The sequence below is a fragment of the Bacteroides salyersiae genome (assembly GCF_031172035.1).
GTDB classification, from domain to species: Bacteria; Bacteroidota; Bacteroidia; order Bacteroidales; family Bacteroidaceae; genus Bacteroides; species Bacteroides salyersiae.
In genome coordinates this window covers 1089932-1113693 of sequence record NZ_CP133452.1, presented here as the reverse complement: position 1 = coordinate 1113693, position 23762 = coordinate 1089932, and the positions used below count along the sequence as shown (strand labels likewise).

Genomic DNA, 23762 nt, shown 5'->3' with positions numbered 1-23762 from the left:
AAAAGAAAATATGACAAACATAGTGTCCCCAAATGGATGTGCTGCGATGTTTTTGACAGAACGATAAAACTGTTTTCTACCGATACGTTTTCAAAGCCGTAATTTACAATAGCTATAAAAGATGAAGTGGAGTTATTGGTTTCCACTATTGAACAAGCTTTTTGAGAATGCCTGCTGCTTACACCACAACAAATACAGATAATTAATATGGAATCAGCAACTAGCTATTCCTGCTTTCGTATTTATGAGAGTTGTTGTCTTTTAAGAATATTCAACTCGTTTCTCGGTGAGAAACGCTCCGTTGCCCGTAGAGAATCGGTGCGTTTCTCTACGACAAACGCTTCGATTCTCACCGAGAAAAAAAGGAAACATATAACTTGTTGGTATTCAACAATTTGACCAGCAGCAAAAGAGTCATCTATTTTCAACTGTCAAATCATATCTTTATCCCCCTATTTTCTCTATAATTACATATCAGAAATCACAACATTCATTCAGGCTATTCGAATCATCTACCGGATAATTGAGAGATTTTTATAAGTTATGATAAATAAAACCACTATATTTACGATATTTATTAACCATAACTTATAAAAAATGGACTTTTTCGATCTCCTATTCGGGCCGATTGGGCCCTCACTTCAATTTATTTTCAAAATCGGATATATACCCAATGAAAATGATTTCTTGGAACTTACAGAAGACCAATATGCTGCATATGTCAAACAGTGTGGCGAGATAAAAGGAAAAATTTACATGTTCTCTCCACAAAATCCACATTTTTCCATGGATGATGACTATAACGAAATTTCATGTCTTGATGAGGAGGACTTACGAGGATTTAAAGATGCGGAACAGCTCATACAACACTATTGTGATAACTCCAAACAAATCTTCAAAACGACTGAAGAAAAATTACAGTATATGGCTTCAGCTTTGCCAGAGGTATTTTCCAAGGATACTCCCTATGAGAAATACCATCACATGTCAATTCATTGAGTTCACTAACCTTAGCTATTCACAAAGCACTTCACACACCTTGTCCTGAAATTCTCTGGCTTTTGCGGCCGAGAGAACATTCTGATTCATGATGGCAAAAGCTATTTCATGCCCGTTGACAGCTTTCAGATAACCGGCTAACGCATTGATAGCGGTATAGGAACCGGTTTTGGCATGGACATTCTTATACGCTTTACTCTGCTTCATCCGGTACTTCAATGTCCCGTCTACACCGGCAACAGGAAGTGCTTTATAGAGTTTCCGGAATACTTCCGTGCGGGAATATGCGAATTTCAAGAAATCGACTAAAAGGGCAGGGGAGAGGTAGTCATAGTTGGAAAGACCGCAACCATCGGCTATTTTGTAACGGTCGGGGTTGTGTCCCAACTGTTTTATCATTCTATTTATTTCGGCAATCCCTTCTTTGGCGGACACATATCTTTTACCGGTAGCCTGTGCCCCCAAACGACAAAACAAAGCCTCCGCACTCAAGTTATCACTCTCTTTCATGACCTGATTCAAGACATCCTGCACCGGACGCTCCCAACGAACCATGCAAGCCGACAAACTATCGGGAACAAAGACCGAAAAATCATATTCACGAGACACATCGATACCGCGATCACGAAGTTTCTCTAAAAAAGCATGCATAAAGAAATCCTGTGAAGAAAAAACATTGATATCGACACTGCGTTTTCCTTCTACATTACCCGTGACCGTGATGTTGTTCTTATTCTGAAGCCATCCCCGGGTCACGGCAAACTTTCCGGCAGAAGGAGTACGCGTCTGTGCTGTGTTGTGAAGAGAATAATAAGAGGATACAGGATAACAGGATACCTTTGCAGTATCACCGGGAGCAGCACCGGGAGCAACTGTAACCGTAACCATCCCTTTGTGGTACATCAAAGGAGAGAGATAAGGCTGATAAGCTTCCGGCGTATCATCCCATGCCCAGCCGGCACCCCAATAAAGAGAATCTTTCATGGAGATATCCCCGTAGATTTTACCACTAATAACGGAAAAAGGGAAAGTGATGACATTATCCACCAATGAATCCATGCTATGTTCGTCAAATTCGGGATCGAACCCTCCTATCACATATAAATCTCCGCGAAGCGTGTCATGCTCAATCGTTCCTTTATACCACACTTCAGTACGGAACGGCTCATCGGCATCGGGGCGTGAAAGAGCCGTAATGGCAGTCAGCAGCTTCATGGTCGATGCAGGCCGCGAAAGTTTCGTATCCCGATGGGTATAGAGGGATTTCCTTGCAGTAAGGTCATACACGGATATGCCGACTTCGGAACCTTCGGGTAAAGTTCGCAATAAGGCGTTGATACGCGAAGAAAGCACCTCCTGCCCCCATAAAACGGGAAGGCAGGAGGATAGTATAAGGAATAGGAGTAATCTTTGCATAAATTTGGAATCTTGATCAAAGGGCTTCTCTGAATATTTCGGCTACCGTGGGGTGGGGGAATACGATTTTCTTCCACTCCGCAACGGTCAGTTTCATTTCTACAGCCATGCCGGCAAGGGTAATGATCTCGGAAGCCGGATTGCCAAGGATATGAGCCCCTAAGATCGTCTTATCTTCACCGATAAAGACTTTACACATACCGTTCACCCCCTCGTTCTCGGCTACGAAGCGACCGGAATAGGCCATCGGTAATTTAATGACATGAAAAGGAATTCCTTTGGCCAACAGGCTCTCTTCGGTCTGGCCTACCCCTGCAATCTCCGGATTGGTATACACTACACCGGGGATGGCACGATAACTCATCGTATCTTCTTTATCGAGAATGGCATGTACGGCGACTTCCGCTTCGCGAACAGCCGTATGGGCCAGTAGAGAGAATCCCGTAAGATCGCCACAGACATATACTCCCGGCACGGAAGCCTGCATCTTATTATTGACAGCGACATTACCGCGTTCTGTCAGTACCAGTCCCAGATTTTCCAATCCGAAGCCTTTGGTTACAGGCCGGCGGCCGACACTCATCAGGATCTTCCCTGCAACCACGCTTCCCGTACCTTCGGCATTTTCATAAGCCACAGCCACGCCACCGTCATTCGGTGACAAAGAGGTGACTTTCGTACTAAGCAGGAATTTTACCCCCCGTTTGGCATATTCGGCACGAAGCAGGGCAGAGAGCTCTTTGTCCATTCCATTCAATATTTCGTCGAGCATCTCGACAACCGTCACCTGTACACCGAGACTACTGAAAAAAGAAGCAAATTCCATTCCGATGACACCTCCGCCCACAATGGCTAATGAGGCCGGCAACTCTTTATTGTCGAGCGCATCCCGATGTGTCCAGTAATCCACGGTATCGATGCCTGCAAACGGCGGGATAAATGTTTCCGAACCCGTACAAATAATCAGATTCTCACATTCGTAACTGTCTTCACCGCAACGGACGGTATTCTTATCGATGATATACGCTTCACCGTTCACAACCGTTACGTTGTTGGAAGTAAGCTTGCCTTTTACACCCAATACCAATTTACGTACTACCTTACTTTTACGGGCAATTATCTTTGCCAGATCGAAAGAGACTTCCGGCACATTCACCGCATATTTAGAGGCATGCCTAACTCCGTCGTACGTCTTTGCCGAATAAAGCAAAGTCTTGGTAGGGATGCATCCTTCATTCAGACAGACTCCGCCTAAATTCTGTTTTTCGAAAAGCAAAACGCTCAGTCCGGCCTTACCGGCGGCTTCGGCAGCTGTATAGCCCGCAGGGCCGCCTCCAATGATAATTACCTGGTATTTCATATTATTCATTATTAGATTGGATTCTTCTCTTCTCCACCGACTCGATGAATTCCCGTTCTTTGACAGGCATTACCGATGCATATTTCTCTTGGCCGTACTCTATGAGCAGATACTCCGTCACTGAAAACCGGCCGAATTTCATCGAATGGTGCTTCCGTATGGAAATGATATCTTTGATGGGAATTGTTTTTTTACGTGTAAAACGTCCATAAGAAAGGATCAGTTCTCCTTCCGGCGTAACGGTATAAGTGGTGTGAATCACCTGTTCGATCACCACGATCAACAGCAACATCATAAAAACAGCAAGCAGAATATACTTGCACCAGAGAAAGCCAAACGCATTTGCTCCCAATACAATCAGCAGGAAATATTGATACCAGGCAATACGAGCATGGAAGATTCGGTTCATTTTGTCAGATTTTTGCTGCCAAGTTAGCAATTTTATGAATTAATGGCAACGAAAAGTACAATGAAAACAGTTATTTTGTAGTTTTGCGGTAATAAACATTTAGATTATGGTTAAAAAGTTCGATTTCCTCGTCATCGGTTCCGGTATTGCCGGAATGAGTTTTGCCCTGAAAGTGGCACACAAAGGAAAAGTAGCCCTTATCTGTAAAAGCGGTTTGGAAGAAGCCAACACCTATTTTGCACAAGGAGGAGTAGCCTCGGTCACCAATCTGCTGGTAGACAATTTCGATAAACACATAGAAGATACGATGATTGCCGGTGACTGGATAAGCGATCGCGCCGCCGTAGAAAAAGTCGTACGCGAAGCTCCCGCACAAATTGAAGCGCTCATCAACTGGGGAGTGGATTTTGATAAAAATGAAAAAGGCGAGTTCGACCTGCACCGCGAAGGAGGGCACTCGGAATTCCGCATTCTCCACCACAAAGACAATACCGGCGCCGAAATACAGGACAGTCTTATCAGAGCCGTACAACGGCATCCCAATATTACGGTTATCGAAAATCATTTCGCCATTGAGATACTGACACAGCACCATTTAGGGGTAACCGTTACCCGCCAGACACCGGACATCAAATGCTACGGTGCTTACATTCTTGACCCGAAAACCGGAAAGGTAGATACCTATCTGGCCAAGGTGACGTTGATGGCAACCGGCGGCGTAGGAGCCGTATACCAGACAACGACCAATCCGTTAGTAGCTACCGGAGACGGCATCGCCATGGTTTACCGTGCCAAAGGAACGGTGAAGGACATGGAGTTCGTACAGTTTCACCCGACAGCGCTCTATCATCCGGGCGACCGTCCGTCTTTCCTGATTACCGAAGCCATGCGTGGATACGGTGCCGTGCTCCGTACGATGGACGGTAAAGAGTTCATGCAAAAGTATGACCCGCGCCTTTCACTCGCACCACGGGACATCGTAGCACGTGCCATCGACAACGAAATGAAGAACCGGGGAGACGACCATGTTTACCTCGACGTGACCCATAAAGACCCGGAAGAGACCAAAAAACATTTCCCGAACATCTACGAGAAATGTCTCAGCTTAGGCATCGACATCACAAAAGACTATATCCCGGTAGCCCCGGCAGCCCATTATCTATGCGGAGGTATCCTGGTGGACCTGAATGCACAATCATCCATCGAACGCCTTTATGCGGTAGGCGAATGTTCCTGCACCGGCTTGCACGGTGGCAACCGCCTGGCATCCAATTCACTGATCGAAGCTGTGGTCTATGCCGATGCGGCCGCCAGACACACGTTAGAGGTAATAGACCGGTATACCTACAACGAAGAAATTCCCGAATGGAACGATGAAGGTACCCGCTCACCGGAAGAGATGGTACTGATTACCCAAAGCATGAAAGAGGTAAACCAGATAATGAGTACCTACGTGGGTATCGTCCGCAGCGACCTCCGGCTCAAACGCGCATGGGATCGTCTGGACATCCTTTATGAAGAGACGGAAAGCCTGTTCAAGCGTAGCGTAGCCTCCAAAGAGATCTGCGAATTGCGCAACATGATCAATGTGGGTTATCTCATCATGCGTCAGGCTATGGAACGCAAGGAAAGCCGTGGATTGCATTACACGATCGATTATCCGCACGCCAAGCAATAAGGCCATTACAGATACACTTATTTCGCAGATTACACGGATCCTTATCGCACCATCCGTGTAATCTGCGTTTAAAAAGAGCATATCACTCTTTTTACATACCCTCACGACACCGAATAATCACCTCTAAAACTACCCGATCATGAAGATGAAAAACATATATCCTCTGCTGGCAATCCTATTACTGCCCCCGTCACACGCAACGGCAACAGACCACGAAACCACCAAGGACGGTGTCATCATCCGGCTCAAACAGAAAAGACCGGAAGATGTACAATCCATCCGGCTACAAGTTATCAACGAGAAGATTATCCATGTATCGGCTACTCCCGAACGAACCTTTTCAGCGAAACCCAGTCTCATTTCCGTGTTCGATACCGGAAAACATCATCCCGACTTTACCGTCAAAGAAGAAAAAGAGTCAATCATTCTGTCTACCAGATCCTTGCATGCACGGGTAAGCCTTAACACCGGGGAAATCGGCTTCACTGACCCGGCAGGAAACCCTATCCTGAACGAAAACGAAGGGGGAGGAAAAACATTCCGCGCCATCGAGGTGGAGAACACCAAAGGATACGAACTCCGGCAGGTATTCGAGAGCTCCGACGATGAAGCATTCTACGGATTAGGACAGCATCAGGCCGATGAATTCAACTACAAGGGAAAAAACGAGGAGCTGTTCCAATACAATACCAAAGTAGCCGTACCTTTCGTCCTTTCCAATAAGAACTACGGGATCTTATGGGACAATTATTCATTGAGCCGTTTTGGCGATCCACGGGACTATGCGCAGCTAAACGAAGCATTCCGGCTGTACGATAAAGAAGGCCGGGAAGGAGGACTGACAGGAACCTATATTCCCCATCCGCAAAGAGGGAAAGATACACTGGTGCGTACGGAACCTTTTCTCTATTTCGAAAACTTGAAAGCCAACCGTGAATACCTCCCCGAAGGCTTTCCGCTGATGGGGGCCAACGTTACCTTTGAAGGCGAACTGGAAGCCTCAGAGAGCGGTTTACACCGCTTTCTGCTCTATTATGCCGGATATGTAAAAGTATACCTCGACAACGAATTGCTGGTACCCGAACGCTGGCGCACGGCATGGAACCCCAACAGCTATAAGTTCACTGCCAACCTGCCAACCGGAAAACGAATCCCCCTGCGCATCGAATGGAAGCCCGACGGCGGTGAATCGTATTGCGGCCTGCGGGTGCTTACTCCCGTAACGGACAAGGAACAGAACAAGCTGTCGCTATTCAGCGAAATGGGTAATGAAATCGACTATTACTTTATCTACGGCAATTCCATGGATGAAGTGATCAGTGGATACCGTACACTGACAGGCAAAGCGCAGATCATGCCCAAATGGGCGATGGGATTCTGGCAGAGCCGCGAAAAATACAATACCCGCCGCGAATTGCTGGATGTACTCTGCGAGTTCCGCCGTCGCCGAATTCCTCTCGACAACATCGTCATCGACTGGAACCACTGGCCGGAAAATGCCTGGGGAAGCCACGAATTCGACTTGAAGCGTTTCCCCGACCCGAAAGGAATGGTAGACTCCATACATGCCCTGAACGCCAAAATCATGATCAGCGTATGGCCCAAGTTCTACACAAATACCGGACATTTCAAGGAATTCGAGGAAAAAGGATGGATGTATATGCAATCGGTGCGCGACAGCCTGCGCGACTGGGTAGGACCGGGATACAGATACGGCTTCTACGATGCCTACGACCCGGAAGCCCGGAAGCTATTCTGGAAACAGATGCAGGACCATTACTGTCCGTTGGGCATCGATGCCTGGTGGATGGATGCCTCGGAACCCAATGTACGCGATTGTACGGACATGCAATACCGTAAGGCACTTTGCGGACCGACCGCTCTGGGGCCGTCGACCCAGTACTTCAACGCTTATGCCTTGATGAACGCCGAAGCCATCTACGACGGACAACGCAAGATGGATCCCGATCGCCGAGTTTTCCTACTCACACGCTCCGGATTTGCCGGGCTGCAACGTTACAGCACAGCCACTTGGAGCGGAGACATCGCCACCCGGTGGGAAGATATGAAAGCACAGATCTCCGCCGGACTGAACTTTGCCATGAGCGGCATCCCCTACTGGACGATGGACATAGGAGGATTCTGTGTAGAACGCCGCTACGAAAAGGCACAGCGCGAATGGAACCGGACGAAAAAGGAAAATGCGGATTACAAAGAGTGGCGCGAACTAAACGCACGCTGGTATCAATTCGGTGCTTTCTGTCCGCTTTACCGCTCGCACGGACAGTTTCCTTACCGCGAGATATGGAACATCGCCCCGGAAGGGCATCCTGCTTATCAATCAATGGTTTACTACACCCGGCTGCGATACCGGATGATACCTTACATATATTCATTAGCAGGCATGACACATTTCAATGATTATACGATCATGCGCGCGCTGGTCATGGACTTCGGCAAGGACAAGAACGTATTAGACATCAGCGACCAGTTCATGTTCGGCCCTGCATTGATGGCCTGCCCAGTATATACCTATAAAGCCCGCCAGCGCAAAGTCTATTTCCCGGATGGCAACGGATGGTATGACTTCTACACCGGAAAGTACATTACAGGCGGACAAACACTTACCGTAGATGCCCCCTATGAACAGATTCCGCTCTATGTCCGTTCGGGCGCCATCCTCCCTTACGGTCCGGACCTGCAATACACAGGTGAGAAAACAGCTTCCGAAATCATTTTATACGTTTACACCGGACAGGATGGGGCATTTACTCTCTACGAAGACGAAAATGAAAACTACAACTATGAAAAAGGCCAATATTCCATGATACCTTTCAAGTATGACGAAGCCACCCGTTCGCTGACCATCGGCAAGCGTCAGGGAGAATTTTCCGGGATGCTAAAAGAGAGGACTTTCCGTATTGTTACGGTAAGCCCTACCCAAATGCAGGCTTTCGACCCGGATGCATCCGGCAAAACCATCACTTACAACGGAGGCAAACAGACCATCCGGCTTTGACCTTACAAATCTTCGCCCAGATTCTCGTAAGTGCGTTCATCCCGTGACGGTTTGATGAGTTTTATACTGTCAGTATAATACTCTTGAGAAAGCTTAAAATACTTTTTAAACAGACGTTTGACTATATCGACCTCATCCCCTTCAGTCGCGGGGATACGCGCTTTCCCATAGGTATCTACATAAGATAGTTCCCACTCTGCCAGTGTATGATAAAAATCATTGGCACGGAAAGCCTCTCTGCCGTAAATCTGTGGCAGACCGGCCTCCTCATAAGAAGTCCCTTCATCCAGATGTTGCTGCAACATGGTATAGAACTTCTGCCATCGCGGAAGATAATAGCCGTTTATCAATCCGGCCCATTCCCGCCATGAATAATCAAAAATACGCGGATCTCCATCGGCTCCCCAGATAGTGACCAGAGAAGTGGCATCGCGTTCCATCTGATTCTTTTCCTCTTCCGTCTCTCCCCAGCTACGGGCCTCGGTCAGCCATCGGTCGAAACTATATTCGCTTCGTGTACGCAACAAGGTATCCATATCGGCAAGCATTCCGAGAAAACGTCCCGAATGAAGTGTAAAAGCCTCCCGGTCTTTACTCCGGAACGCCTCGGCAGCCTTACGATGAATGAGTTGTCCCAAATTAGTCATCATCTGCCGTTGTACATCTACAAGATCGAAACGATAGGGGCGGGAAGCCGATAACTTGTCGGCATCTTCCAGCAACAAGCTCTGGGCACGAATAATCAAAGCCGGATCATAAGGAATCTCAAGACCGGCATTCGGACCGGACTTTTTCACATCCAATGCAGGGCGTGCGGCAACAATAGAACTTTTCTCCGTCCCATTCGTTCCCTGACGGTACGGCCCCTCGAGCAACAACATCCACGCTTTCTGCGTGGCCGGTGAAAAAGCACCGTAACGGCGGGTAGCATACTGCTTCAACCAAGCGCGCAGATCAATACTGTCCGGATGGCAAGGCATTTCAAAAGCCAATTCATAATATACCGGATTCTGCTCGATAGCTTCCATAAACAGCCCCGAACCACAGACAGCAGGATTCAAACGTTTCGCTTTACTGTATTGATTGGAAGCAAGAAGTGCCAGATCACCATGCATATTGATACGTCCGCCGAAATTATGCAGATTCCCCACCACAGTAGGATATCCCCAGAATTCCGCTTTCGAAGTACTGCTGCCACGTAAATCGAGAATCAGCAAAGCCTCTTTAGGGACGGCTTTTACAATAGCTTCGCGCAAGCTCCACGACTGCATTGCCCAAGTGCTTTGAGGATCGAACTCCCGGAAAAGACGATGGATGGTTTCCCCCACAGCTTTCAGGTATTCGGGCGTATCTACCGGAGGCGCACTTTCATGAAAAGGATCGGCGGCATAAACTCCGTGAGCGCCAAACAAACGGGCCTGCTCCTCAAGAAAAACCCGCCCCATACGGGTAAACAACGAATCGGTAGGATCCAACTGGGCCGCACCTTTGAAACCGCACCAGGAACGTTGTTGATTGATATTTGCCGTGGGGTATTTATCTTTTAACTCACGGGGAACGTAACCGGAAAATCCTTGCTGGATAGGCTGCATACCCAATTCCAATTGCCGTGCTATGATTTTCTTCCCTAAAGCGGCATGCCTGTCAATTACGGATTTCGGAAGAGGACCGCCATAACTTTGCAGGTTCTGCATCCATTGCCAGGCAGCATGTCCGGGCCCGGCAAGAAAGGCACGTGCTTCTCGGTCACTGAAATTGAAATGCAACAATGTATTGTACCATACCGCATCCAAACCGATGGTGAAAAGCGGCATATTAACGGAATTCATAGCCATGAAATCCAGTTCTTTTTGCCAGTGTTCCCAATCCCACCAGGCAGCAGTGTAGCTGACTGTACAGTAATTCATGTATACGCGATAACGCCCGTTGATAACACGGCGTTCCCTTTCGCGAGGCTGAGGCAGTTTCTCCGGAAGGTTCAACTGATTGCCAAACCAGGAAACATGTGCCTGACAGGTATACTTCAAATACCAATTGAAAGCAGTGGCCAAAGCAACAGGAGTATTACCACGCAAAATGATTTCTTTACCGTTTCCGTCTACTTCATAAACATCGACGCCATTATCCGGTGCAATGATCTCCAACCGGTATTGGGAAGAATAGCCGGGAGTAACCCGTTCGATAAGCTCATAGATTGCTTTCGTATCTTTATTTGCACCATAAGCCGGTAACAAAAAGATACTAAACAAGAAGATGAAAGTGATTTTGTTTTTACTGATTAAATTCATGGTGTCCAAATATTAAAATTGCGCATCTTTATCCTATATTATATACATTGCTGCATATCAACGGACAAAGATGCGCATTCTTTTTTAATTATCCCAATTATATCCTAATACCTTATGATGTAAACCGTCTCCGGCATTTCAAAATAAAGATACTTATTTATTTAACTATTACCTTACGGACTGTTTCTCCGTCTGCTGTTTGCAGCTTCACAATATAAAGCCCGCCGTCAGTAAGACTGATAGTATCAGCTCCTCCATCAGTAGTTTTCTGAGCAACCATCGAACCCAATGTATTAAATACGGTTACCATACCGGCTGCACCTTCAAAAGAGATGCCGTTGTCAATAGAGCGGACTTTGAAGTCATCTTTCTCAGAAGATACATCGATGATACTTACACCTTCAGGAATTTCACCATAGCCTACTTCCAAATCGTCGATATAGCGAACTCCATTGCTTCTGAGCTGAATATCGAATGAAGTAAGATCGAGTTTGGCAAGCTCTACATAAATACCATATTGTTTCCATTCGGTAGTAAGCTCTACATAAGGAACTTTAGACCACGCATCACTATCACCACCATTGTTTTTCGGGTCGTACAACTGAGTAGCTCCAATATACATTTTCGTCCCGTCCGTATCACTCTTTGCCCAAAATGTATAATAGAAATCATCTCCTCTGTCTATAAAAAACGGATCGGCAATATAATCCTCTGCATAAACACTCGATACTTGAGTAACACCTACATGCCAACTAAACCAAGTAGATACAATACCGGTAGCGATAATCTTACAAGCCTTATCAGCTTCCCCGTCACGGTTCTCTGCCTTTTCAAAAGTCACTTCTACCTTATTGCTACCCGAAGTCCAGTTATTGTTTGAAGGAGATACCCAGCCGGCCGGTCTCACACCTATTACATTTTCATCTGCATCCTTGATGTCTACCCAACTATCAAAACTGGTATTATAACCATCTACAAAATAAGATTGTGCATTCATGTTTGCACTTACCAATAACAATGCTACTGCGTAAAATAATTTTCTCATACGAATTGATTTAAAAAGTTAATAATTATGTTATTGAAATTCATTTCTTCGAATTGTAATGTTCATACCGGTTCAAAGCTTCCAGAAAATAATAATCGGCATAAACCAAAGGGACATCGATCTCCTGACCGTGAGGTATACTACCGACGCTATGCATCAGAATAAAGTTATTGTTAGTGCCCGGTACCGCCCGGTAAGCCGGAGAAGAGAGCGACTTAAGTATCTTCACAGCCGCATCGTAGTACGTATCTTCATTCGGTACGTACGTAGCCAGTTCCAGAAAGGCAGAAGCAGCAATAGCCGCTGCCGATGCATCACGGGGAACTACTTTGAAACGGTCGGGATCATATTTCCAATCGGGAACATAGCCTTCCTGCCCGGCATTAAAGTCCCAATACGGCACCCCGTCTTCCGGAAGATTCGGATGGTTGAGCCAATAATCCGCTGTATGTACGGCTATTTCCAAAAAATTAGGATTCTTCGTTTCACGATAAGCCATTGTATAGCCATAAATAGCCCATGCCTGTCCGCGTGCCCATGCCGAATTATCAGAAAATCCCTGACAGGTAGCCTGATGAAGTACTTTTCCCGTCAACGTATCATAATCTACCACATGATAATTGCTATAATCTTCGCGCAACTGATTCTTTGCAGTCGTCTCCGCATGAGTGGTTGCTATCTTGGCATATCTCGTATCACCTGTTACTTTAGAAGCAAAATAGAGCAGCTCCAAGTTCATCATATTATCAATAATCACCGGATAAAACCATTCATCCTTTCCATTCCATGCCTTACGATAGTTCCATGATTTGATACATCCGGTCACTTCACTGAAACGGGTAGTTAAAGAATTGGCAGCTTCAATAATTACATCCTTATATTCTTCTTTACCTGTAAGCCTATATCCGTTACCAAAACTGCAATAGATAAGGAAACCGATATCGTGATGGCTTGTCAGCTTTTTCATCGGTTCCAAAGCTTCCGTCCATTTGACGGCACTCTGTTTCCAACTCTCTTCACGGTTATGTTCATAGATATACCATAGACATCCCGGATAGAATCCTTCCGTCCAGTCATTCTTCGGAGTGGCAATCAACTGTCCGTCCTTGCCCGTAGTACGTGGGTACACAGTAGGTTCGGGAACCGCTTTCAGTTGATTACTCAAATGCTGTTCGGCAACTAAAAAATCATCTTCAATGAGTGCTTTCTTCTTATCCGCTTGCATGCAAGACATGCAAAGAGAGCAACTCAACAATAATAGTCCAATAATTCGCATATAGGTTGACATTTTCATTATATATTCTTTCTCAGTAGCTGTTTAGTAGTAGTCAAGTAGTTAAGTAGTTATCACTTCGTTAGTAGTAAGTAGCAGATAGTATATAGCTTAACAATCAGTAGTATCCTACTTGACTACTTTAACTACTTAACTACTTGACTACTAATCGGCTAATTGACTACTAAAATCACTCTTCTTCACCGTAATACCAGCGCAGATTGCTAAGGGTGAGCCGCCAGGTATAAAATGGGTTACCGCCCCGATACTTATCAACAGCACGTAGAAGGTCTTGATCCATTTCGAGAAGCTCATCGGCAACATACATTGTTCCGGCAGGGCTATAAGGTTTATTATAATCACTACGTTTTTTATCGGGTGCCCATTCCGTTTCTACAAATTCCGTATGCGGATTCTTCGCCGGGTCCAATAAATAAGGTTTCCAGAAATCGACACTTTTCTTAATAGAAGCCCCCCAGTTCACGTCTTGCGCATAAAATTCATCAGCTACCTTATATCCTTCATAACAAGCCATTCCATGACAGATTTCGGCAAAGAACAGTAAATCATAAGAATGGTAAGCAAAAGCATCACGACCCATCAAATCAGTAGTAGTACCATTGGCGTATAGATTATTTTTCACCCAACCGGAATACCTGTTTCTGAAATAAGTATTCACTACATTTTTATCATTCAATGCCGAACCGTAATAATAAAATTGCTGCATAAGACAAGTTCCCCAGTTATTATCGCGTAAATCATTATCCTTAATGAATACATTGATACGCTTTCTGAACCATCCGTCTATCTCGTCTCTATCTGCCTGCGAAATCACATTGCGAATAATGCTATATCCCTCTACAGCCGGTGTATATACACTTTCGTGAATATTTGATTTGGATACGGCCACATTCACCTTTCCCCACGCCTTCAGATATTCAACAGCTTTATTCAGAAATTTATCGTCTTGCGAGAATGCATAAACCACGCAAAGCTGGTAGATAGCGTTCATTTCACCACTTATATCCACATTATTAGGATTGTTGGAGGTTGAAACGGCAGGAGTGGTTTTCCGGTCATTGTTCACAATTGTTTCCGCCGGATTTCTCATCTGTTTGATGTAAGCGCTCTTAGGAGGATTATTGCCTTTCTTCTCAATATCTTCTTTCATCTTATCATAATGATAACGAGTCATCATCAGATTGGGAAACATTAAATCTACATTGTCCGTAGATTGAGCTTTTCCGGTAAGCGAAGTGCCTACCAACAGGAACAGGAGTAAAATGTGCTTTTTCATCGTCTATTATATTAATGTAACCAATACGGAAACAGTTGTCGCCAACTGATCACAGAGGCAAATGTAGAGAAGATGCAGCAGACTGAGGTTGATGTATTGTATCGGCAGTAGTATCGAATTATCTTTCGGACAATATAATCCCATAATACGGATAAAAACACCCACAGGCCGCTAAAAATGCGGAAAACAGAGAAGAACTTTCTTCAAGACAAGAACAAAGGGACACCCGAGGGAATATAATCCCCATTTCGTCCAACGGACAATAAAATCATCTATTTCGGACAATAGGCAACATCCCATTTTCACAACATCCTCTACTTTTGTAAGTAGTAAAACAAAATCAGCCTCACAAATTGATTGAATTATGAAAAACAAGATCATTACTTCCGCGCTGTTAACAGCATTTATCTCTTTTTCCGGCAATATGTTCGCACAAGAACTTTTCCGGGCAGACTTTGAAACTTATGAAACAACTCCTTATTTCTTCCGCTTCGGCAACACAGGAAAACGGGGAGACTATAAACCCAAATCACGTTGGATGTATTCACACGAAGTGATAGACAATCCGGTATCCGCCGAAGGCAACCATTCGGGAAAAGTACTGAAATATGCCTCTATGGAAGCACGCAACTACGGATTGAAATTTCTCTTTGACACGCCTATCTCCATCGACGACCTGAAAGTAGTAGAGTTTATGATCTATCAACCGCTCAATGTGATCGGTAAAGAAACAGACGATTGGGAAGACCCGGCAGAGAAACAAGACATCTGTATCAAACTGCTTTCGAAATTCAATACAACGAATGATCTTATACAGGACGAGGGCATACTTCTCAATAAATCGGTTTATGACTTTACCACGGAAGGAAAATGGATTACCTACACATTCACATTCAACAAAGCCGCCTATTCCAGCCAGATAAGCAAATTCACCAATGGAGTATTGGGAATAGCCATACTGCCGACCTACAACTCGAATGTCGTGCTGTATGAAGACCAACAGCACGTCTGCTATATCGATAATATCGTAGTAAACCCTTCACCGACAGGTATCTCCGGCCCGAATGCCGAAAAAACGGCAATCGAGTACAGCGACGGAAAACTCACCCTTTGCGGTGTAGAAAACGGCCCTGCCAATATCACCGTCTATGACACGAATGGATGTGCAGTGACAGCAGCAGAGATTACCGTAGAAAACGGAAAAGCTTCATTGGCTTTACCACTTGATAATAATAAGGTATATCTGGTAAACGTAGTAACACAAAATCAATGTTATCGTCAAAAGATCAGTAAACTATGAGACAGATATTAACCTGTTTGATACTAATCGGCCTCTTGTGTACCGGTGATCTATATGCAACAGACAACGGAAAGAAAGAAACCATCCGCCGGTTGCGACAAGAGTTTGCCAAACACATCAGCGGAACTCCTGTTACCAACTATACGTTAGCGGAATCCCTGTCCTTGATCGATGCAGACGGACGTTTTACCGATAAGCGCCCGGAAGAGGAGATCATTATCCGCAACAACTATGCCGCCGGAACCAACATGGCGCACTGTATCCAAATCAACAACCTGACCCGGGACTGTTTTGAACGGTTGCAGGTTATAGCCGATTCATACCGTGGAGTAAAAGGACTCGACCCGTCGGACAAGGGAGTACAAACCTTATTACGCGGCATTGCCTTCTACGGTAAGATGGAAAACGAGCGTAACAACGATGCCCCCGGACGCTTCCATGCCTCCTGCTTCGCCACCCCGCGTGCCGCAGTCAAAACCTACTTTGCCTTGCTCGATCTGATGGACCGTATCGAGGCAGGAGAAGTGAAAGATTCAATTGCCCTTGCAGCGCATCAGAAACTGTTCGATGTAGGTTTCCAGTCATGGACACAACCTTACAGACACGATGAAACGGATAAGAATGTAGTAAGCGTGGAACGATTCCGCAAGCACGTCTGGTGGGTAGGAGGCAATGCACTCGACTATCGCCCGGTACTGGAAGCAGCCGTGATGATGAGTTCCATCCCGATGATAGATGTATTGTCCGAAGTAGCGATCGGTTCGTTATCCGTAGTTTCGCAAACCACTTACGACGACGCTTTCTGGACAGAAGGAACTACCGCCGACGGTGCCGGATGGGGACATGGAATGCAATGCCTTGTATGGGGATATCCCATCGACGGGCTAAAAGGAACTTTCCGCATATTGAAACACCTGCAAGGCTCACCGTGGGCCAAACAACTTTCGCGGGAAAATGTAGAGGTGGTGCTTCACTATATCCGTTGTTCCGCTTTCTATCACCACAAAGGCATCATCCCACCGTTGGTAGACAGAGGAAACATGACGCGGAAAAACAACCGCCGTGGCAATGTGCCTTCACACATCCTTGCCAAGACATTATTGGCAGACTGGCGTACATCACTCACTTCCGAAGAAATACAGGAATTGGAACAGTTCACCGAAGAGTCTTCCCGCTTGGATGTGCAAATGACATCCGCTCCCGATGGATATTATCACGGAACCCGCTATTTTTATAACAACGACGACCTGATAAAGAAAACGAACGATTATTACCTCTTCATCAATATGGGCTCCATCCGGGTGGATGGTTTGGAAAGTGCTTATCCCGGTGCTGCCGGTTATAATTTCTACAGTGCCGACGGAGTAACCCTGTTTCAGCGGGATGGCAGTGAATACCGCCATATTATCGGCGCCATGAATCTCACTGCATGGCCGGGAGTCACTACCCGCCAGACTCCCACCGCATTGAAACCAATCGAGAATTGGAGCGGTTATACCAGTTCTTACAATTTTGCCGCCGGCGCCACCGATGGAAAAGGAGACTTCGCTACCGGATTTATCTATCAGAAGATAAACGCCAAGATGAAAGAAAATCCCGGCAACTCCGAGGCCAAAGATGTCAATAAGGACATATATGGCGTACGTGCATACAAAAGCTATTTCATGTTCGACGACTTATTCCTTGCATTAGGAGCAGGGATTACGAATCTCTCACCGGAAAAGGAGGGGGATATCACAACTACCATCGAACAGACTTACAGCCCGACCGCACCGGAAACAGTAAAAAAAGGAAAAATCGACTGGATATGCCATGAAGGTTTTGCTTACGGAATAATCCCGAAAGAGACATCCGGCGAAATGAAATGGCGTCGTGAAGAACGTACTACCGACTGGAAACGGCTTTGCAAAGCCAATACCGAACCGGAAACGACTGTTCCCGTATTCCAGATGGAAATTGTACACGGGCGGGAGATAAAAGACGCTACTTATGCCTACATGGTGAACTGTAAAGGCGAACTTCCCAAAGCAATACCGAACGTACTTGCCAACACCACACAGCTACAAGCAGCAGAAAATCCGGAAAAGACCAAATTGGGTGCCGTCTATTTCGATGCTTCCGCTACAGCCAAAGGAAAGTTGGGAACATTCAGAGTATCGTCACCGGCAGCCCTGTTTGCAGAAAAGAAAGACGGCAAACTGATACTGACCGTTACAGATGCTTTCATGAAGAAAGACTTGAACAACCTGACTGTATATACTTCCGTACCCGTGGCAGGCGAGGAGGTCACCAAACAGAAAAAAGGAGTCTATGAAATCAAAGTGCCCCTCCCGACAGGAGCACAATGCGGACAACCCGCCACCATCACCCTAAAACTCCTCTAACACTCTATAAATCGACCTGTATGGAAAAAACGCACTTTTAAGTGTAATTAATTTCCGCCTTCTATCCTCCGGCTTACGTATCATCCACATGTATCAAGGACAGAAGTGCGGAAATTAATGTACATGAAATCTAATTACCACTAAATAACTATCATTTTATGAAAAAAAAACTTTTCACTTTTCTTATGACACTGATTCTGCTGACAGGCAGCGGTACATGGGCTCAGGCACAGACAAAAGGCACACACACTTTCCGTCTGGGCGACAACCAGTTCTGGCTGGATGACAAACCTTTCCAAATCATCTCCGGCGAGATTCACCCGTCACGTATCCCGGCAGAATACTGGAAACAACGGATACAAATGATCAAAGCGATGGGTTGCAATACCGTAGCCTGCTATATTATGTGGAACTATCACGAAAGCGAACCGGGAGTGTTCGATTTTCAGACAGGCAATAAGAATCTGGAAAAATTCATCCAAACCGTACAGGATGAAGGCATGTTCCTGTTATTCCGTCCGGGACCTTACGTCTGCGGCGAATGGGACTTTGGCGGACTTCCTCCTTATCTGCTCTCCATACCGGATATAAAAATCCGTTGTATGGACACCCGGTATACAGCGGCAGTAGAACGTTATGTAGACAAGATCGCCCCCATCATAAAGAAATACGAGATCACCAACGGCGGTCCTATCATCATGGTGCAGGTAGAAAACGAATACGGAAGCTATGGCAACGACCGTATTTACATGAAATGGATGCACGACCTTTGGCGTGACAAAGGCATCGAAGTACCTTTCTATACGGCAGACGGAGCCACTCCTTATATGCTCGAAGCAGGAACACTGCCGGGAGTAGCCATCGGACTGGACCCGGCCGCCTCAAAAGCAGAATTCGACGAAGCCCTGAAGGTACATCCCGATGCCAGTGTTTTCTGTTCCGAACTTTATCCGGGATGGCTTACCCACTGGCGTGAAGAGTGGCAACATCCGTCCATCGAGAAAATTACCACAGACGTAAAGTGGCTGCTCGATAACGGCAAGTCATTCAACTATTACGTTATCCATGGCGGAACCAACTTCGGTTTCTGGGCCGGAGCCAACTCTCCGCAACCCGGAACATACCAACCGGACGTAACGAGCTACGACTATGATGCGCCTATCAATGAGATGGGCCAGGCTACTCCCAAATACATGGCTTTGCGTGAACTGACCCAGAAATACAGCAAAAAGAAACTGGTACCGATCCCCGACCCTATACCTACCATCACATTCCCGGCCACGGAAACGAAAAGATATACAAGCATCTGGGACAACCTGCCTGCCGCCAAACAAATCGTACAGCCGGTTCCGATGGAAATGATGAAACAATACGAAGGAATGATCTTGTATCGCACCAAACTGATCGGTCATAAAAGCGGTAAGCTCCGTGTAGACGAGGTGCACGACTACGCAACCGTCTTTTTGAACGGACGTTATATCGGAAGCATCGACCGTACCCTGGGCCAGCATACCATCGACCTCCCGGTATCCAATGTAGAAAATCCGGTTCTGGACATTCTGGTAGAAAGCATGGGACGCATCAACTTTGCCGCACAGATGATCGACCGCAAAGGTATTACCGACCGGGTTACCCTGAACGGCATGACACTGATGAACTGGGAGGCATTCAATATACCGATGTCATCGGAATATGTATCCAATCTGAAAGAAAGCGATACGGTTCGTCCGGGCATGTTCTTCAAAACCACTCTGCAACTCGATAAAGCCGGAGATTGCTATATCGACCTGAAAGACTTCACAAAAGGACTGGTTTACGTCAACGGACACAACCTCGGCCGCTTCTGGAATGTCGGTCCGCAGTACCGTCTGTATTGTCCGGGAGTATGGTTGAAAGAGGGTACCAACGAAATTATCATCTTTGATATGCACCAGACAGAACCGGGAGTAATTCAAGGAGTGGAAACATTGGAATAAAATAGTAATAATTGGTTGTACTCTGTTGAAAACCGGTATATATTGTCTTTATTAGGGGGCATTTTTGTCCGAATACACTATTATACCATTTTACCGGTACACAGAGTACAACCCATTGCAAACAAAATGCATTTCATTTGCACAACCGTTCGGAAGAGAGTATGATCCGCCCTTCCCGCATAACGGCAAAATTATCGAGTCATTAATTTTTTAATCTTAAAAAGACTATGAACACAGAAACGTTACATTTTAAATTTCTAAAAGTGTTTTGCTGTGTATTGCTGCTGCAACTTGGCTGGAGCCACGCGCTCGGAGCTGTGACAGAAGCAAATCAGACCCGCCAGATACAGGGTGTGATCACTGATAGCCAGGGAGAAACCTTACCCGGCGTAAACGTAATCGTAAAAGGGACATCTATCGGAGCAATCTCCGATCTGGATGGAAAGTTTACATTACAAGTACCTTCGCCCAAATCCGTATTAGTAATTTCTTACGTAGGATACGAGACATACGAAGTAATCGTGGGCAACAAGACCTCGTTCAACATTGTACTGGAAGATCAGATGAATGCACTGGACGAAGTTGTGGTAGTGGCCTATGGGTCACAAAAGAAACAAACGGTAACCGGCGCCGTCAGTATGATGAAGAGCAGCGAGCTGGTTGCCGCACCGGTAGCGAACGTAACCAATGCATTGGTTGGTAAACTTCCGGGTGTAATCACCCAACAACCGGGCGGACGTCCGGGTGAAGACGCTGCTACGATTCTGATTCGTGGTAAGTCCACATTCAACGATGCTTCTCCCCTTATCATTATCGACGGTGTGGAACAAGAATCATTCTCCCAACTCGATGCCAACGAAATCGAAAGCCTTTCCGTATTGAAAGATGCCTCTTCCACTGCCGTATATGGTATTCGAGGTGCGAACGGTGTTATCCTGATCACGACCAAAAGAGGGAAGGAAGGAAAGCCTAAAATTTCGGTTACCGCCAACTGGGGATTACAACGGCCTACGCAGATTCCGGAATTCTTAGGTTCATACGAACATTTGCTGCTCCGCAAAAAAGCATGGGAAAACGACGGTAAAGATCCGCTGCAACAAGACAACGGATTGCTGACAGACGAATCATTGGAAGGTTTCCGCCTCGGACAAGACCCTTACCGGTATCCGGATGTAAACTGGTATGACGAAATGGTCAACAAGAGCGGTTCTCTCCAGCAACAATACAATATTAATATTTCCGGTGGTACCAAAGTAGTAAGATATTTCATTTCATTGGGATACCTGAACCAGGGGGGTATGTTTAAATATGGCGACTTACAGAAAGATTATAATCCGGAGGTATACTACCGCCGCTTCAATTTCCGGTCGAACATCGACTTGAACATCAACAAATACCAGACCGTATCTGCCAATATCTCCGGCCGTTCCGGTGAGATGAACGGATTCTCGGGTGCATCGGGCAGCTTCTTCCAAGGACTGATTGCCAAAGAACCCTGGAGACATCCGATCTATAATCCGGATGGCACGATTGCCGGTGTGGAAGGTTCGGGCAATCCGCTCTCTACCATTGCATATAGCGGATACGAAAACTCGAAGACCAACTATTATGATCTGGTAGGTACCCTGCACAACGACTTGAGTTTCATCACCGAAGGCTTGTCATTCGATATGAGCATCTCGTTCAACAACAATTTCGGTTCGACCAAAGTCTATACGGACGGTATCGATACTTATTATTACGAACCGAATTCCGGACGTTACGACCAGTTGGGAGAGGATTCTCCGTTCCGGTTCAAAGAAGATAAGAAAACCAACCCGATGAGACGTACGAACCTACAATTAAAGATAGGGTATGCCCGTCGTTTCGGCAAGCATAACATCAACTCCATATTGGTTTATAACCAGCAGAAAACAACCAGTGGAAACAGTATACCAAGCGCATTGATGGGATATGCCGCCCGCGTAGAATATGGATTTGCAGAAAAATACCTGGGTGAAGTCAGCTTAGGATACAACGGCTCGGAGAACTTTGCCAAAGGACACCGTTTCGGATTCTTCCCTTCGGGTTCATTGGGATACGTCATCTCTGAAGAACCGTTCATGGCAAAAGTGAAAAACGTGATTCCTTTCTTGAAAGTAAGAGGTTCAATCGGTCTGGTAGGTAATGACAAATCCAAAGACCGCTTCCTGTACATGGGTGAATATGCTGCCCAAGGCATATATGCCGGTGGCGGAACCCCGAGTTTCGGATTCGGAACCACCAACCCTTCTACCAATGGCGGTATCTATGAAAAGAGAAACGAAAACAAGCTGCTTACATGGGAAACAGCCCTAAAAGGCAATATCGGTCTGGAAGCCCGCCTGTTTTCAAACGATCTGTTGACTTTCACCGCAGACTTCTTTAAAGAACATCGTAAAGATATCCTTCTTCAAGGACGTTCCACTCCACAAATCATCGGTTTGTCGAGCCCTTACCTGAATGTGGGTGAAGTAAAGAACTGGGGATATGAGTTCGAACTATCACATCGCCACCACATCGGAAAAGTAGATTATTACATCCGTGCCAATTACAGTTTTGCACGAAATGAAGTTATAAACTATGATGACCCCGCAGGAACTCCCGATTATCAGAAAATTGCCGGATTCAGAATCGACCAGTTCAAAGGTTACCAAGTTCTCGGATTCTTCCAGAACGAAGAGGAAATCAAGCATTCTCCCGACCAGACAACTTTAGGAGGCCCTATTATTCCGGGCGACTTGAAATACTGGGACCGCAATGGAGACGGCACACTGACAGAAGCGGACAAAGTGGCCATCGGCTATTCCCGCATTCCCGAAATCATGTATTCGGTCACTCCCGGTATCATCTGGAAAGGCCTGGAAATATCGGCACAATTCCAGGGAGCGGCTCATGCCTCTGTACTGTTTGCCGGAAATGCCGGTTATGAATTCGGTGGCGGTGCAGGCGGTGGCCAGGTTTCCAAAATACATCAAGACTATTGGACACCGGAGAACCCGAACGCATCCTATCCGTCACTACACATGGCAACTAAACACAGCAACAAAAACATCAACTCATTGCATCTGAAATCAGCCGCCTACCTGCGTCTGAAGAATGTACAGATTACTTATTCATTCCCTGCTTCCATCTATCGCAAATTGGGAATGACCGGACTGAAAGTTTACTTGAACGGAACGAACCTCTACACATGGTCTAAGATCGATAACTTCGACCCGGAAACCGTAAATGCCAGTGGAGAAGTTTATCCGCAACAAAGTGTCTATAATCTTGGTGTAAACATTAACTTTTAATCGA

14 protein-coding genes are annotated in these 23762 nt (G+C 46.0%); 7 read left to right on the top strand and 7 right to left on the bottom strand.

Annotated elements, in window-relative coordinates:
- The first annotated feature begins 597 nt into the window (after positions 1-597).
- Positions 598-999: a hypothetical protein gene (locus RB604_RS04095; protein ID WP_005928038.1), complete on the top strand. Its 402-nt coding sequence runs from the start codon at positions 598-600 to the stop codon at positions 997-999.
- A gap of 15 nt (positions 1000-1014) precedes the next feature.
- On the opposite strand, the gene dacB is transcribed toward RB604_RS04095, so the two are convergent.
- The 3 genes from dacB to RB604_RS04080 are packed head-to-tail and all read right to left on the bottom strand — an operon-like array spanning position 1015 to position 4184.
- Complete coding sequence (gene dacB, locus RB604_RS04090; RefSeq protein ID WP_055293914.1) at positions 1015-2415, bottom strand: D-alanyl-D-alanine carboxypeptidase/D-alanyl-D-alanine endopeptidase; 1401 nt, start codon at positions 2413-2415, stop codon at positions 1015-1017.
- 16 nt (positions 2416-2431) lie between these two features.
- The gene (gene lpdA, locus RB604_RS04085) at positions 2432-3775 is read right to left on the bottom strand and encodes a dihydrolipoyl dehydrogenase (protein WP_055294013.1); all 1344 of its coding nucleotides are present in this window, start codon (positions 3773-3775) and stop codon (positions 2432-2434) included.
- A 1-nt stretch (position 3776) separates the two neighbouring features.
- Positions 3777-4184 carry a PH domain-containing protein gene (locus RB604_RS04080; RefSeq protein ID WP_005928046.1) on the bottom strand — a complete coding sequence of 136 codons (408 nt, stop codon included), beginning with the start codon at positions 4182-4184 and terminating at the stop codon, positions 3777-3779.
- A 106-nt stretch (positions 4185-4290) separates the two neighbouring features.
- Between RB604_RS04080 and nadB the strand changes: the two genes are divergently transcribed.
- Positions 4291-5862, top strand: a complete 1572-nt coding sequence (gene nadB, locus RB604_RS04075; protein ID WP_005928049.1) for an L-aspartate oxidase — start codon at positions 4291-4293, stop codon at positions 5860-5862.
- A gap of 139 nt (positions 5863-6001) precedes the next feature.
- Positions 6002-8881, top strand: a complete 2880-nt coding sequence (locus RB604_RS04070) for a TIM-barrel domain-containing protein (RefSeq protein WP_055293912.1) — start codon at positions 6002-6004, stop codon at positions 8879-8881.
- Between the two features lie 2 nt (positions 8882-8883).
- On the opposite strand, the gene RB604_RS04065 is transcribed toward RB604_RS04070, so the two are convergent.
- The 4 genes from RB604_RS04065 to RB604_RS04050 all read right to left on the bottom strand — a co-directional run bounded on the left by RB604_RS04065 (position 8884) and on the right by RB604_RS04050 (position 14784).
- Positions 8884-11169 carry an alpha-N-acetylglucosaminidase gene (locus RB604_RS04065; RefSeq protein WP_055293910.1) on the bottom strand — a complete coding sequence of 762 codons (2286 nt, stop codon included), beginning with the start codon at positions 11167-11169 and terminating at the stop codon, positions 8884-8886.
- 157 nt (positions 11170-11326) lie between these two features.
- On the bottom strand, positions 11327-12214 hold the full coding sequence (locus tag RB604_RS04060) for a T9SS type A sorting domain-containing protein (protein ID WP_005928059.1): 888 nt from the start codon (positions 12212-12214) through the stop codon (positions 11327-11329).
- Between the two features lie 40 nt (positions 12215-12254).
- A complete protein-coding gene (locus RB604_RS04055) occupies positions 12255-13490 on the bottom strand; it encodes a glycoside hydrolase family 88 protein (RefSeq protein ID WP_005928062.1) in 1236 nt (411 codons plus the stop codon).
- Between the two features lie 187 nt (positions 13491-13677).
- Positions 13678-14784: an alginate lyase family protein gene (locus RB604_RS04050; protein WP_055293908.1), complete on the bottom strand. Its 1107-nt coding sequence runs from the start codon at positions 14782-14784 to the stop codon at positions 13678-13680.
- 364 nt (positions 14785-15148) lie between these two features.
- On the opposite strand from RB604_RS04050, the gene RB604_RS04045 reads away from it, so the two are divergent.
- The 4 genes from RB604_RS04045 to RB604_RS04030 all read left to right on the top strand — a co-directional run bounded on the left by RB604_RS04045 (position 15149) and on the right by RB604_RS04030 (position 23758).
- The gene (locus RB604_RS04045) at positions 15149-16084 is read left to right on the top strand and encodes a hypothetical protein (RefSeq protein WP_055293904.1); all 936 of its coding nucleotides are present in this window, start codon (positions 15149-15151) and stop codon (positions 16082-16084) included.
- Entirely contained in the window at positions 16081-18468 is a 2388-nt protein-coding gene (locus RB604_RS04040; protein WP_055293902.1) for a polysaccharide lyase family 8 super-sandwich domain-containing protein, read from the top strand. Before RB604_RS04045 ends, RB604_RS04040 begins: the two co-directional genes overlap by 4 nt.
- Positions 18469-18626: 158 nt before the next feature.
- The gene (locus RB604_RS04035; protein ID WP_309008674.1) at positions 18627-20444 is read left to right on the top strand and encodes a glycoside hydrolase family 35 protein; all 1818 of its coding nucleotides are present in this window, start codon (positions 18627-18629) and stop codon (positions 20442-20444) included.
- A gap of 227 nt (positions 20445-20671) precedes the next feature.
- Positions 20672-23758 (top strand): SusC/RagA family TonB-linked outer membrane protein, encoded by a 3087-nt coding sequence (locus tag RB604_RS04030; protein ID WP_005928075.1) that lies wholly within the window; start codon positions 20672-20674, stop codon positions 23756-23758.
- The last annotated feature ends 4 nt before the right edge of the window (positions 23759-23762 follow it).